General features: G+C 61.3%; 13 protein-coding genes and 1 pseudogene. 4 read left to right on the forward strand and 10 right to left on the reverse strand.

The genetic code is table 11. The annotated features are described in order from the left end of the window. Window positions 1–34 precede the first annotated feature (34 nt). The gene (locus IHE30_RS01775) at window positions 35–181 is read right to left on the reverse strand and encodes a hypothetical protein (protein WP_337688319.1); all 147 of its coding nucleotides are present in this window, start codon (window positions 179–181) and stop codon (window positions 35–37) included. Between the two features lie 258 nt (window positions 182–439). Here IHE30_RS01775 and IHE30_RS01780 point away from each other — a divergent pair, with 258 nt between their 5' ends. Both IHE30_RS01780 and IHE30_RS01785 read left to right on the forward strand, forming a co-directional pair. Further along, window positions 440–673 carry a hypothetical protein gene (locus tag IHE30_RS01780; protein WP_337688321.1) on the forward strand — a complete coding sequence of 78 codons (234 nt, stop codon included), beginning with the start codon at window positions 440–442 and terminating at the stop codon, window positions 671–673. Between the two features lie 37 nt (window positions 674–710). Beyond that, window positions 711–1,469: a Mut7-C RNAse domain-containing protein gene (locus tag IHE30_RS01785; protein ID WP_337688323.1), complete on the forward strand. Its 759-nt coding sequence runs from the start codon at window positions 711–713 to the stop codon at window positions 1,467–1,469. Here IHE30_RS01785 and IHE30_RS01790 read toward each other — a convergent pair. The 3 genes and pseudogenes from IHE30_RS01790 to IHE30_RS01800 form a co-directional block, all read right to left on the reverse strand. Next, window positions 1,444–3,348: an ATP-binding cassette domain-containing protein gene (locus IHE30_RS01790; RefSeq protein WP_337688326.1), complete on the reverse strand. Its 1,905-nt coding sequence runs from the start codon at window positions 3,346–3,348 to the stop codon at window positions 1,444–1,446. The two genes, IHE30_RS01785 and IHE30_RS01790, sit on opposite strands and share 26 nt — an antisense overlap. Beyond that, window positions 3,348–4,190 carry an extracellular solute-binding protein gene (locus tag IHE30_RS01795; RefSeq protein WP_337688403.1) on the reverse strand — a complete coding sequence of 281 codons (843 nt, stop codon included), beginning with the start codon at window positions 4,188–4,190 and terminating at the stop codon, window positions 3,348–3,350. The genes IHE30_RS01790 and IHE30_RS01795 overlap by 1 nt, the downstream gene beginning before the upstream one ends. A 580-nt stretch (window positions 4,191–4,770) precedes the next feature. Then, a pseudogene (locus tag IHE30_RS01800) lies at window positions 4,771–5,325 on the reverse strand (type 1 glutamine amidotransferase domain-containing protein). 702 nt (window positions 5,326–6,027) lie between these two features. Between IHE30_RS01800 and IHE30_RS01805 the strand changes: the two are divergent. After that, entirely contained in the window at window positions 6,028–6,894 is an 867-nt protein-coding gene (locus tag IHE30_RS01805) for an SDR family oxidoreductase (RefSeq protein WP_337688328.1), read from the forward strand. Window positions 6,895–7,172: 278 nt separating this feature from the next. Here the strand turns inward: IHE30_RS01805 and IHE30_RS01810 are convergent, their stop codons facing one another. Then, window positions 7,173–7,322, reverse strand: coding sequence for a DUF72 domain-containing protein (locus tag IHE30_RS01810; RefSeq protein WP_337688330.1), 150 nt, complete (start codon window positions 7,320–7,322; stop codon window positions 7,173–7,175). Between the two features lie 131 nt (window positions 7,323–7,453). Then, window positions 7,454–7,966 (reverse strand): hemerythrin domain-containing protein, encoded by a 513-nt coding sequence (locus IHE30_RS01815; RefSeq protein ID WP_337688405.1) that lies wholly within the window; start codon window positions 7,964–7,966, stop codon window positions 7,454–7,456. Between the two features lie 559 nt (window positions 7,967–8,525). On the opposite strand from IHE30_RS01815, the gene IHE30_RS01820 reads away from it, so the two are divergent. After that, window positions 8,526–9,044: a DUF6496 domain-containing protein gene (locus IHE30_RS01820; RefSeq protein WP_337688332.1), complete on the forward strand. Its 519-nt coding sequence runs from the start codon at window positions 8,526–8,528 to the stop codon at window positions 9,042–9,044. Between the two features lie 152 nt (window positions 9,045–9,196). Here the strand turns inward: IHE30_RS01820 and IHE30_RS01825 are convergent, their stop codons facing one another. The 4 genes from IHE30_RS01825 to IHE30_RS01840 form a co-directional block, all read right to left on the reverse strand. After that, entirely contained in the window at window positions 9,197–9,499 is a 303-nt protein-coding gene (locus tag IHE30_RS01825; protein WP_337688335.1) for a hypothetical protein, read from the reverse strand. 56 nt (window positions 9,500–9,555) lie between these two features. Beyond that, the gene (locus tag IHE30_RS01830) at window positions 9,556–10,083 is read right to left on the reverse strand and encodes an IS66 family transposase (protein ID WP_443193570.1); all 528 of its coding nucleotides are present in this window, start codon (window positions 10,081–10,083) and stop codon (window positions 9,556–9,558) included. A gap of 169 nt (window positions 10,084–10,252) precedes the next feature. Continuing rightward, window positions 10,253–10,504, reverse strand: coding sequence for an IS66 family insertion sequence element accessory protein TnpB (gene tnpB, locus IHE30_RS01835; RefSeq protein WP_443193571.1), 252 nt, complete (start codon window positions 10,502–10,504; stop codon window positions 10,253–10,255). Window positions 10,505–11,846: 1,342 nt separating this feature from the next. After that, on the reverse strand, window positions 11,847–12,258 hold a 412-nt coding region (locus IHE30_RS01840; protein ID WP_337688336.1), incomplete at its 5' end, for a helix-turn-helix domain-containing protein.

Here is a 12,258-nt window from a genome sequence, read left to right on the forward strand (position 1 = left end):
TTCTTTTTTGGCATACCACTGCGCGGCGTACCGGTCATGGCGCGCCGCGCAGTGCGACGTCAACCACCGGCGCACCGGTTAGCTTAACGAGCTGCGGCGGCGACGCGACACGCCGGGCGGTGTCGGGCAACGCGTCATCGGACGCATTGGCCAATGGCACGCAGGTCGGGATACTACGCATTGTTCGGCACGTCTGTGGGTCGGAATCCGAATCGGTCCGTTATTCTAAGGCAGTGCTACGGCATGCCAGATGTTACAGTCAAGCCACGGCACGCCATGATCGCCGCCCGTTGCAGCCACGACGCGTCGCCCACGACTGGCCGATGCCCATGTTTGCCGGAGAACGCCATGCTCAATCTTGCGATTTTTGTCAAGGCAGCCGGTATCGGCTTGGCCATCGCTGCACCGGTTAGCCCGATGGGTCTGCTGTGCATGCGTGATGTTCGCTGCGTTGCTCGCCGCGCTGACGCCGACTCGCGGCTTTGCCACCGATGTTGCACTAGCCACCGTGGCCGGCGTGTTCAGCGGCTCGATGCTATGGTGGAGCATGCTCGTGGCCGTCGCCAGTGTCACACGCCATGGGCTGGACGCGCGGCGGCGCCGGCTGATCGACTGGATGGTAGGGCTGGCGCGGGTTTTATTCGGCGTGACCGAGCCCCAGCGCGCACTGTAGCGCGTTGCGCCGCGAGCCGCCGCCCGGAGCGCCTGCGATGACCATGGCGACCTTCCGTTTCCACGCCGAACTGAACACATTTCTGCCGGCGAAACTGCGTCAGCGGACATTCGCCGCATCGTACGCGCGCCATGCGTCGGTCAAGCATACGATCGAGGCGCTGGGCGTGCCGCATACCGAAGTGGGACGGATTGTCATCAATGGCGAGGCGGCCGGCTTCGAGCGACCACTCGCCGACGGGGACAGCGTGGTCGTGTATCCGCCCAGCGAGCGCGCCCCGGTGCCGCTGCGCGGCGCGCTGCCCGAGCCGTTGCGATTCCTCGCCGACGCCCACCTAGGCCGGCTCGCGCGCCTGCTGCGCATGGCAGGCTTTGACACGCTGTACAACAACCGCATCGACGATCGCGACGTCGAGCGCATCGCCGCGCAGGAACGACGCATTGTGCTCACGCGCGACCGTGAACTGCTCAAGCGGCGCGGCATCGAGCATGGGTGCTATGTACGCGCGCTCGACCCGCTCGAACAGCTGCGTGAAGTCGCCACGCGGCTGTCGCTGCACGCACGGGCGCAGCCATGGCGCCTATGCCTGCACTGCAATGCGCCATTGCGCCAAGTCGATAAGGCTGACGTGCTCGCGCGGGTTCCGCCCAGCGTGCGCGAGCGGTGCGACCGGTTTGCGACCTGCGACGTATGCGGTAGGATCTACTGGGAAGGCTCGCATTGGAAGCGGATGAGTGAGCTGATGGACGAGGTGCTGGGCGCACGAGCCGCTACGGCGTCACGGGCCACACCGTAGTCGTGCCTGCCGCGATATCGACACGACAACAGCAGCCCTCGCGATCATGCAACCCGAACGCTGTGGGCGCGTCGGCGTCCGATGGCGCACGGCAATGAAGCAGCGCGGTGCCCAGTCGCACCGCCACGCGCGTCTCGCCGTGCGATTCATACACCCGTTCCACCACTGCGGCATGCCGGCCCTGCTCGGTCATCGAGACGCCGCGCGCATCGACGCGCCACATCAGCCGCGTACCGACCGGCAGACCGCCGTCGCGCACGTCGAGCAGCACGCCACCGATATCCACCTTGCCACCGGCCACCAGCGTGCCCTCGCCAACGTTGTCGAGACCTAGCAACTGCGCCACCTTCAGGCTGGCCGGCCGCTCGAATAGCGCGCGCGTCGGCCCTTGCTGCAACACGCGTCCGCGGTCCAGCACGAGCATCTCGTCGGCCAGCAACGCCGCATCATCCGGATCATGCGTAACAAGCACCGTGATCGCATCGATCTCCCGCTGCAACGTGCGCAACGTCTCACGCAACGTACGCCGGCGCGGGGTGTCCAGCGCGGAGAACGGCTCGTCCAGCAAGATCACGCGCGCATTGCGCGCCAATGCGCGCGCCAGCGCCACGCGCTGCCGCTGGCCCAGCGAAAGCTGTGCTGGCAAGCGCTGCGCCAGTGGCACGATCCCCAAATGCAGGCTCCAGTAGCGCGCGGCGTCCGGGTCGGCGTCGGCGGCGAACGTAAGTTGTCGCGCCACGCTCATATGTGGAAAAAGACCATAGTCCTGCGGCACGTAGGCCATGTGCCGCGACTGCGGCGCGCTGACCGTCAGCACTTCACCATCGACAATGACTGATTGCATCGCGCCTGGTTGCAGCCCGGCGATCATGCGCAGCGTGAGGGACTTGCCGGACCCAGACGCGCCGATGATCGCCAACCGCCGGCTGCGCGTACGCCATTGGACATCAAGCCCGAAATCACCGAGCGTGCACGTGAAGTGAAACGCAAGCGTGCCGCTTGAGCAATGACGTGGCGCTGGCACGACTTCACGGGCAAGCGGGCGCAATGGGTCAAGCTCATCACCTGGGGCGGCAATGGCAACCGGGCGCGATGGCCGCAGACGAACGGTGGCCGCCAACGACAATGCCAGCGCGATGCCCAACGTCGGCGCGAGCAGCGGCAGCATCGCGGGCAGACCCACTGAGCCAAACATCACATACGTATACACCGGCAGCGAGTACGGATGGTAGGCCACCATCACCGTGGCGCCGAACTCGCCGAATGCGCGCAGCCACGCGAGCACCATGCCGGCACGGATGGACGGCCAGGCAATCGGCAGCCAGACGCGCATCAAGCGCGTGCGCGCGTCATGCCCCAGCGTGGCCGCGACGTCGTCCAGGACCGGATCGACGGAATCGAATGCCGAACGGGCAGCCACGATCAGAAACGGTGCGGCCACGAAAGTTTGCGCGAGCACAACGCCCACGAACGAATCAGTCAACCCACCGCCAGCCAACGTGCCGAGCGGGCTATACGGACCGAGCAGGAACAGCAGGAGCATACCGCTGGACAGCGGCGGCAACGCCAGGGGCAATTGCACGACAAAGCCGAGCACGCTCACCCATCTGGAGCGTGAACGCGACAACAGATAACCAAGCGGGATCCCGGTGAGCGCGATCAGCAGCGTGGCCAGCGTCGCGCTGCCCACCGACACGGTGGTTGCCTCGGCAAGCGCCCCAGGCTCGATCGCGCGCCAGTCGGCGTGCGTGAGCTGCGGCAGCACGGCGATGAACGGCGCGCACAGATAAAGCGCCAGCAAGGCCCCAAGCCACCCCAGGGGCGTGGCACGCCGCCGCACCGCAGCGTCACCACCGCCACCGCCGCGTTGCAGCGTCATCACGCCGCGTCGAGCATGGCTTGCACGCGTGCGGGGACCTGTGTGCGCTCGCCGCCGGCACTCGGCACGATCACGTCGATGCCAGCGTCACGCAGCAGTGCGCGCGCCTTCGGTCCGAGCAGAAACGTCACAAAGCGCATCGCACCTTCCTGATTGGGTGCGTCGTTCAGGATCGTGACCGTATAGCTGGCCTTGACCGCAAGTTCGGCCGGCAATTTCACCGTCGGGATATGCAGCACCGCCGTCTCGGTCGAATAAAAAAATCCCACGTCGAGTTGCCCCGACTGCAGGCGGCCCAGCAGCGTTTCTTCCGGCAACACCTGTTTCGGATTGTCCGGTGCCCCAAGCATGCGCTGCACCAGATCCGGCTGCCGATACAGCGACGCGGCGCGCGTCACCACCTCGAGCGTGAAGGCCCCTTTCGGATCAAGCTTTGGATCTGTGCGCCCAATCCGGATGCCCGGCTGCAGCAACACCTTGTCCCAGCGTTCCGTCCTCAGCGCCGCCGCAAAGCGGCTGTTTGCGTTGTAGCCGAGCAGCAGCGGCGACTCACCAAAATTCACATACCAGCTAACCAGGTTGCCGTTCGCAGCGCCGCCCAGGCTCGCATTGACCTTCGGCGTGGCGCTGATGAACACATCTGCGCGCCGCAGCTTACCCTTCAACTCGTTGGCCAACTTGTTTGAGCCGGCGCCATAGCCGGAGAACGCCAGCCCCGACGCCTTTTCGAACGCCGGCCCGATGGAGCGCTCCATCACATTCACCAGTGACCCAGCGTACAACACCCGGACCGTGCCGGCGTCGCCGGCCCGCGCGACACCGGGTGCCGCCGCCACGGCCATTACCGCCAGCACGAGCGCCGCATGCACGCACCACGACAGCGATAGGCACAGCGCACGGACGTTTGCTGCGAAACGTTCATGCAACATTGCGCTCCCCATCTTCGTTGTATTGGGCAATATATTACTCTATCGACCGCGTTGACTTTAGCGTGCCGCCGTCCCATGCTTCGACAACCTTGTCATTTCACACGCATTCCCGTCAGCCAGAGTGCACGTGGGTCCGCGCCCAAACTGCTAAGGCTAGCGAACGAGTTGAGTGCACACCAGGCTCCGGCAAAGATCATTGGCCATCCATGGCGGATACCTCGTGGGCCACGGATGTGCGCCACTACTCGACACCGAGCCTTATTGGCGCCAGTCCGGCATCGGCGCGGACAACCTTGATCCGGACGCCCCTGACGCAGGTGGCGTCAACCTGTAACCACGCCGTCCACTCATGACGGAGTAGACCGCCGCCGCATTACCGTGCACGAGACGCGTCGGCGATTCGACGCGTCGGGTTAAGCAATCCGGCGCCAGGTTATGCGGATCGGCACCGAGCTAAGCGAGGCAGCGCCAAGTTAAGCGGGCGAGCGCTGGATCAAGCGGCCCGGCGCTGACTAGTCAAGCGCTCGATCAACGCCTGATTGAAGAAAGGTATATCGTCCGGCTTGCGGCTCGTAATCAAACTGCCATCCTGCACGACCTGCTGGTCCACCCAAGTGCCCCCGGCGTTTTGTATGTCGTCCCGAAGGCTTGGCCAACTCGTTAGCGTATGCCCCTTGACGATGCCCGCCGGCACCGGTAGCCATGCGCCATGGCAAATTACTGCGAGAGGCTTGCCGGCGGCATCCATTGCTCGCACAAAATCCTGCGCCTCGGCAAGCATGCGGATCGCATCGCTATTGATGACTCCACCCGGCAGCACCGCCGCATCGTATTCGTCCGGGCGCACGCGGTCGAATGTCGTGTCCACATCGGCCTTGGCACCTTTGTCGACATGCCTGAATCCCTGTATCGACCCAGCATGCTTTGAAATCACATGCACTTACGCACCGGCTTACGACAAGGCTCGCTTTGGCTCCACCAGCTCCGTCTCCTCGAAACCGTCCACTGCCAGCACCGCGATCTTGCATCCTTCGAGCGGTTTGCTCATCGATTGTCCTCCTTACTCAACATCGGTCAAAAAACCCTGCATTGGGCTGGGCACGTTTTACACATGCGTGCTCGCAATACCCCTTTCGCGGCCACACGCTCAGCCGCCGTTCACCCCCTGCAGCACCTTGCCCGTGCCACCGCACACCGTGCAGCACACACCGTCCACCGTTCCGGCGCCATGGCATGCCTAGCAAATCGCCTCCCCCACGCCCGGCGCATCTGGTACCGCTTCATCGCCGGGCGACAGCGGCTTGTCAGATTGCTCCAGCGTGTTCCTCCGTTCGATCCCGACGCTGGCCAGCAGGCGCGCCGCGCCCTCGGCGCTCGACGCTCGGCGTTGGAATGCTCGCGCCTCCACTTCACCTATAAAGGATTAGCAACGGCGACTCCCAATCGAGGACCTGATGCACCTGTCGTTAAGCGTGCTATCCAGCATGCGTTCATCGAGGCAGCCGGGTTAACCAAGAGGATCAGATGGAATGCGAATTCACGCTTGTTGTACAGCAAAGTCGCAGCGTCGCTGAGTGGTCCACTTCCACCGGGGAACCCCATTACCGCGGCAAACTATGACCGGTATGGCGCAACGTCGTACGGCTCCATCGTGCGCTGGGCGGAGCGTGCGCGCGGCGGGCCTGTTGGTTGCTTCACCAACCTGCGCGCGCGCCGGTGTCGCGCGACAATCAACCAATAGGAGCGTGTCATGACTGAAAACCAACGTCCAGAGCCCCCATTGCCCCACCAACAGCAAGCCACAGTGCCCGGCCACACTGGCGACATGCAACCACAACCCGACCATGGTGAGCATTCATACCAGGGTTCGGGCCGTCTTGCCGGCAAAGCGTCGATCATTACCGGCGGTGATAGCGGAATCGGACGCGCGGTAGCCATCGCCTTTGCTAGGGAAGGCGCTGACGTGTTGATCGCCTATCTTGATGAGGACGACGATGCGCGCGAGACAGCGCGCTGGGTCGAGCAGGCGGGACGACGCGCCGTGCTCGTGCGTGGCGATGTAGCACAGCGCGAGCACTGCGCGCGGATTGTCCAGCAAGCCGCTGACGCATTCGGCAAAATCGATGTCGTGGTCAATAATGCGGCGTTTCAAATGACGCACGAGTCGCTGGACGAGATTTCAGACGATGAGTGGGACAATACATTCGATACGAATATTGGCGCGATGTTCAGGATCACCCGGTCCGCGCTGCATCATATGAAGGCGGGTGGCTCCATCATCAATACCACATCGATCAATGCCGATCGTCCGAATCCGACGTTGCTGGCGTATGCCGCCACTAAGGGAGCGATTCAAAATTTCACGGCGGGATTGGCACAATTGCTTGCGCCCAAAGGCATTCGAGCGAACTGTGTGGCGCCGGGGCCGATCTGGACCCCTTTGATCCCCGCGACGATGCCTGCGGAGAAGGTCAAGCAATTCGGCACGCAGGTGCCGATGAAACGGCCCGGGCAGCCGGCCGAAGTGGCCCCCGCGTATGTGATGCTCGCGTCCGACGAATCGAGCTATGTTTCAGGCGCGACGATCGCGGTAACGGGCGGTGCACCGATGCTGTAAGCAGCGTCATCTAGGCTGACCTCACCCGTGCTGGCGCAGGGCTGTTGGGCAGCTAGCGCACGGCCGGGAGGATACCAATCCAGCTATGGCCGCCACCGTTCATCGGGCTGCCTCGCCCGTCGCCGTGGAAGAACCCGCCCGCGCCAGCATCTCGATCAAACGCTGGTCATCGAATGGCGCTTGTCTATCTGTATCAACGTCAAAATAGCACACGGCGGTGCGTGGCGGATGTCGTTCGGCGCGGCCAGCATGGCGTTGTCAGGCTGTCCGCCTTGCGCTCAGCACGCTATGCGACGCGCCCAGCGTTGCAGCGTCGGATCGCTGTACGCGCTGGCGTACTTGCTCTTGGTGCCGTGCAGGCGCAGACAAACGAAATCGGCCGTGACATCCTCGATACAGAACCCATGCCCGGTCCAACGCCAGTCCATTTGAGCGCGCAGCCCGATTACAGACGCGCTGCCGCAACCGCGATCTACCGCGACACGGCAGTGCGCCCCCCGGCAACGTCAGCCTGTCTCACTAAGCAGGCCGACACAGCACGCCGCGAGTCATGCGCGCATCAAGTGCGGTCGCCGACGTCCTTTGACACTTTTGCCTGCAATTGCGCCTTGCGCTGCGCAATACGCGCGCCGAGTTCATCCAGGTCAACGCCTGCCTTGCGCAGCGCGGGGAACAGTACCGACTCTTCCTCGCTGACATGATGCTGGACGTTTTCCGCCAACACCTTGAACGCCGCATCGAAACCATTGTCCCCCGCCCGCGAACCCCGTAGTTTCTCCATCAAAGTCTTAACGAGAAAATGCTCGACATAGGCCTCGTCAACCTCCTTTTGCGGCTGACCTGACAGCGCGCGCTGCGCGGCCGGATACAGGATCTCCTCCTCAATGATCGTATGCATGGCCAACTCGTCGCATGCGCGCGTGACCAGCGTTGCCTTGGCGTCGAGGTCGTCATCGGGCGTCTTTTTGAACGTATCGAATAGCCGCTGCACTGCGCGATGGTCCGCCTCTAGCAGCGCAATTGCATCCTGCTCGGCCGCATGCGCAGTGTCGCCGTCATGAGGTGGCATCATCGAAGATCGCGTGGATTTTTGGTGTGCCGCAGTAGTAGTCATGTTCGCTCCTATGGAAAGGTCTACTGCACTTAGCAATCGACGCGCCCGGCCTTTGTGTCACCGGGCTGCCGCACGGCACGGCGTGAGCATCCGCTTACGCTTCCCGCCCGAAGCCAGCCCCGCACGCGGGCAGCGGGTCGAGCACTGGCGGCCCATGCTGCACGCTCGCCTTGCGCTCGCAGGTAACGATGTTTTATCGATCGTATGCCTGAACATCGATGTCGGTCCGTGTCCAAAAACCGATGCGGTAACGACTGGCGAGCCGATACCGTCTCGACTTTCGGGACAAGCTGACGTCGACCGAAATCGCACAAGTACTGACCTTTGCGTGCTCGACATGGGGCAATCGGGTGGCACCGGTGCCAACTCGGGACGCCGAGGACGTGCGTCGCGTGGTCCATTGATAACCCAAGCCATCCAACCGATGCGAGCGCGGGACCAGCGCGTGCCGTGGTCACGCGCTGGCACCGAGTTTGCTCACTCTGGGCATACAGCGTCTCTTTCAAGGAGGATTGTCATGCCAGAAAAAAAGACTATAGCTCGAGCGCAGGCCGCCAAGCGCGCAGGGAAATCGGCCAGCACGCAGGCCGGCGAATTCGTCAAGGAAGAGGTCGAGCATGTGCGAGCCGGCAAGCATGGCGTGCGCTCGACCAAGCAAGCCGTGGCAATCGGGCTGTCAAAGGCGCGGCGGGCCGGCATCGACTTGAAGCCACCTAAGAAGGGCGCCACCAGCGAGGCCACCCGCAAAAAAGCGGTCAAGGACAGCACGGCGGGCCAGCACAAGACGACGGGTTCCGCAAACAAAGAGTCCCGGACCAAGCGCTCGCGCACGACAACCGCTGTACTGCGTCGCGAGCATTCGGACGGTGCCACACGCGAGTCGATGTCAAAGCAGGCCAGATCCGCCGCGGCGAAACGGCCGGCCGCCAGCCGCTCCGCTGCGTCCAAGCGTGCAGCCAGAACAAAGGGCGCGGCCGGCCGTTCCGCCGCCGCCAAAAAGGCTGCCCACACGCGCGCCGCACGCACACACCATTGAGAGGTGAGTACAGGGAGCCGCGCCCTGCCGTCTCGAGTAGCCGCGTGATACTCACGTGGCTACTCTGACAATTGATCAAGATGTTCGCCTGAATTGTGCGTAAGCGTTGATCGCATACCGTTTTGACGACTGCGGCAACGCTCAAGGCGGTTTCATTTGGACTCATTGACGTAGATTCTGTAGTCCTTTCCGTGATCATCAGTGGCGATCATGAACTTGCGTGCGCCGGCGGGCCAACGGAATCGAAGGAGAGTAATCGAGGCGAGGTCGACGTTCTGTTGTACCAGTTGCCCTTCGAGGCTTGAGCAATAGTACTGGATCGACGCACGGATACGCTCCGGTTGCATTGACACAGGAGCGAATGTTCCAGTCAGCCAGTCGATCTCTATGTCAAGCTGCTGGTCGTGCACTGCCGTTAAGTCGTCGATCACATATCCGTCTCGGATGTAGTTCATGAGACTTGTAAAGCTGGCACCGAGGTTGTGTATGGCCGAGTAGATATTTTTGTATTTCATCTAAGTTGATCGGCTACGAATAGGCTCTGTGACGAGCAAGCAGCGGGATCGAGCGAGGTAGTTGCAAAGCTGAAGTTCAACGGCAACAGTTCATCAACACGATTAATCGGATGCTCGGCGATGCATGCCAGCACCTCACGCAGATACCCTTCGGAATCGATGTTATTTAATTTGGTCGTGCCGATCACACTGTAAATCGCGGCGGCCCGCTCGCCGCCGGAATCGGCGCCGGCGAAGAGGTAATTCCGGCGGCCGATTGCTACCTCGCGCAGGGCGAGCTCGACAAGCAAGTTATCAATCTCAAGTCGCCCGTCATCGCAATAGCGCGTCAATGCCGTCCAACGGTTGGCGCGTAGAGAATCGCGCGGCTCGTATCGGATTTGCGCGAGAGCGTATAGTAGCTTCAGGTGTTCGATTTCGGCAGCGCGCGAAGCCAGCGCCGCTTCTTGCGAATCTACCCTCTGTTGTAGTTTGGCGACTTGGGCGTCACGCTCGCGAAGCGCCGCTGCCTGCTCGAGCAGCATGGCCTTGAGCGTCTCAACGTCTTCGGGAAAGGGGCGCGTGCGCGTCATGGGCGCAGTTTACGCGCCCGCCATGACGTTTACAACGCCGAGGTCGGTCGCGCTGTTCTCGTGGGCTGTCGCCAGTCAATGCCTTCAGGTAGCATCGACAGTTGTGCTGGACTCAAGCAAATTACGCCGCCGTCGGCTTGTTGATGAAGCGGCCCTTCTCGAGTCGCTTCATCAACAAGCACATGCCATCACCACTCCACCACAACAGCTTGAGCAAATCGCCGCGCTTGCCGCGAAACACGAACACGTGGCCGCAGAACGGATCACGTTCGAGGGCGCTCTGCACCTTCGCGGCGAGACTGTGAAAGCCGGCTCGCATGTCGGTCACGCCGGCAGCCAGCCAGACGCACGTGCCTGATGGCAGCCCGATCACGACGGCGAGCGCAACGTTGCCAGTACTGCCCGCAGCGCGCTCCGCTCAATCGGTCCGTCGAAGCGCACCCGCACAGCGCCACACTCGGCGACGAGACTTGAAGACATTTGCGCCGGCACGGGCAACCGCACGTAAATGAACGTCTCTGTGGACTGAATTGACGTCGTCGATTGGTCGCGCTCATGAACGCTATGCCAGCGTGCGACCATATTGGCGTTCAAACCGTGCTCCTGCGCTACAGTAGTTCTTGGATTCAAGTCGCCGGCCTGCTGCCTTCGTTTCCATCGTTTTGGTTCCCACTTGATCTAGTGGGAATTAGTTTGCCAACTTCGTGCCACAGTGAACAGACGGTGATGGCGCAACGCTTACAAACGACAGCCAACTTGATGATTATTTTGAGTTGCCTTGCGTGCCAGTAGAGGCGCGCTGCCAATACCTGCGCGCACTATGGGAGGCGAATGTCAACGCGTAAATATTCATTGATATGGTGCACCGCCTCGGCTACGTGCTGAGCGCTCAATGAGACAGTGAGGCCGGCATGCCGGTGCTCACGTGTCGGCGTTCCTTAACACACAGCGCGCCTGCCTGTGATCGTGGCCAAACCGAATTGAGCTGGGTGACGTGCGTGCAAAACCAGCGACCTAAACACGCCAGACGGCGCTGATTGTCCGTGCCAAGCGCGAACGGTAACGGCACGTGACCTGTTCATCCCAAAACTACTATAAGTATAATATTATGCATTCCTATATTTATGATGTTATGTTTTTTGTTTATCTTTTTCCCATCGGCATATTTATCGCCGTTGGTTGGCTGCTGTGCCGATTGAACCGTCAACGGGACGCGGCACAACTTTATTACGTTATGCTTACCATTTTAATTGGATGTCTAATCATGGTTTTGCTGCTAATCATGCTAGCCGGGGGATTTTCGCGCCAAGGTAGTATAGAACACAAACGCACGGTTGCCTAACCTGATGTGCTCAGTCTTGTATTCAAAGAGCAGTAAACCAATCAACCGCCAGCGTCGATGGACGCTGGAAATACGTTATCGCATCGGCTTTTAGTACTTGGGGCGCTGGCCGATGCGCCACCTTAGCTTAGCCATAAAGGTGCCACATAGCTCAAGTTCTAGTTTCATTGTGTAAACGAAAGTTTTTATGCAAGTTAGCTTGAATACCTCTAATACGTTGGCGCTACTGCACTTGGTTGCGCTGCCGAGTTCGCCACATAATCAAGTTATCAAGGTGAGGGGCGAGCCTACGCACAGTAGACACAACTGTGTGTGGGCAAGCGATTGACGCTTCGTTCAGCCCCGCACGCCATGCTGGACCAATCGCCAACAATCATACCTTGTCACGCTTAGCAGCAAGCATCGTCTCGATCATCGACTGTATATGCTCGCGTTCAGCGGGCGTCAGAAGGGCCCAACTCGCTATCAGATCCGCAAGATCGTCTTCCTCGCAGTAAAAGTATGCGGTTGGTATCTGTAACGCTTGAGCCAACTTCACCACAATGCCAAATGGTGGCGCATGGATGCCCGTTTCATAGCGGCTCATGCGTGCGCTGGCCGTCCCTTCATCCAGTCCGATTTGAACACCCAGCTCGTCTTGGGGGAGGTTAGCTCGGTGCCTCGCTTTTCGCAAGCGTTGACCCAAGACCGTAGCCGGTTCTTTTCCTTTCATTCTACAATTTTCGTAGAATTCAACTTGCTGTCTTGACCTGCCCCCGGCAAACAGGGCCGGCCGGAGTTTAGTA

It is taken from the genome of Mycetohabitans sp. B46 (assembly GCF_037389205.1).
In the GTDB taxonomy this organism is placed as follows: domain Bacteria; phylum Pseudomonadota; class Gammaproteobacteria; order Burkholderiales; family Burkholderiaceae; genus Mycetohabitans.

Bases quoted from the DNA above. Each gene is read 5' to 3' on its own strand.
- IHE30_RS01775 (WP_337688319.1), bottom strand. From the start codon at position 181: ATGCGTAGTATCCCGACCTGCGTGCCATTGGCCAATGCGTCCGATGAC.
- IHE30_RS01780 (WP_337688321.1), top strand. From the start codon at position 440: ATGTTCGCTGCGTTGCTCGCCGCGCTGACGCCGACTCGCGGCTTTGCC.
- IHE30_RS01785 (WP_337688323.1), top strand. From the start codon at position 711: ATGACCATGGCGACCTTCCGTTTCCACGCCGAACTGAACACATTTCTG.
- IHE30_RS01790 (WP_337688326.1), bottom strand. From the start codon at position 3,348: ATGACGCTGCAACGCGGCGGTGGCGGTGGTGACGCTGCGGTGCGGCGG.
- IHE30_RS01795 (WP_337688403.1), bottom strand. From the start codon at position 4,190: ATGGCCGTGGCGGCGGCACCCGGTGTCGCGCGGGCCGGCGACGCCGGC.
- IHE30_RS01805 (WP_337688328.1), top strand. From the start codon at position 6,028: ATGACTGAAAACCAACGTCCAGAGCCCCCATTGCCCCACCAACAGCAA.
- IHE30_RS01810 (WP_337688330.1), bottom strand. From the start codon at position 7,322: ATGGACTGGCGTTGGACCGGGCATGGGTTCTGTATCGAGGATGTCACG.
- IHE30_RS01815 (WP_337688405.1), bottom strand. From the start codon at position 7,966: ATGATGCCACCTCATGACGGCGACACTGCGCATGCGGCCGAGCAGGAT.
- IHE30_RS01820 (WP_337688332.1), top strand. From the start codon at position 8,526: ATGCCAGAAAAAAAGACTATAGCTCGAGCGCAGGCCGCCAAGCGCGCA.
- IHE30_RS01825 (WP_337688335.1), bottom strand. From the start codon at position 9,499: ATGAACTACATCCGAGACGGATATGTGATCGACGACTTAACGGCAGTG.
- IHE30_RS01830 (WP_443193570.1), bottom strand. From the start codon at position 10,083: ATGCTGCTCGAGCAGGCAGCGGCGCTTCGCGAGCGTGACGCCCAAGTC.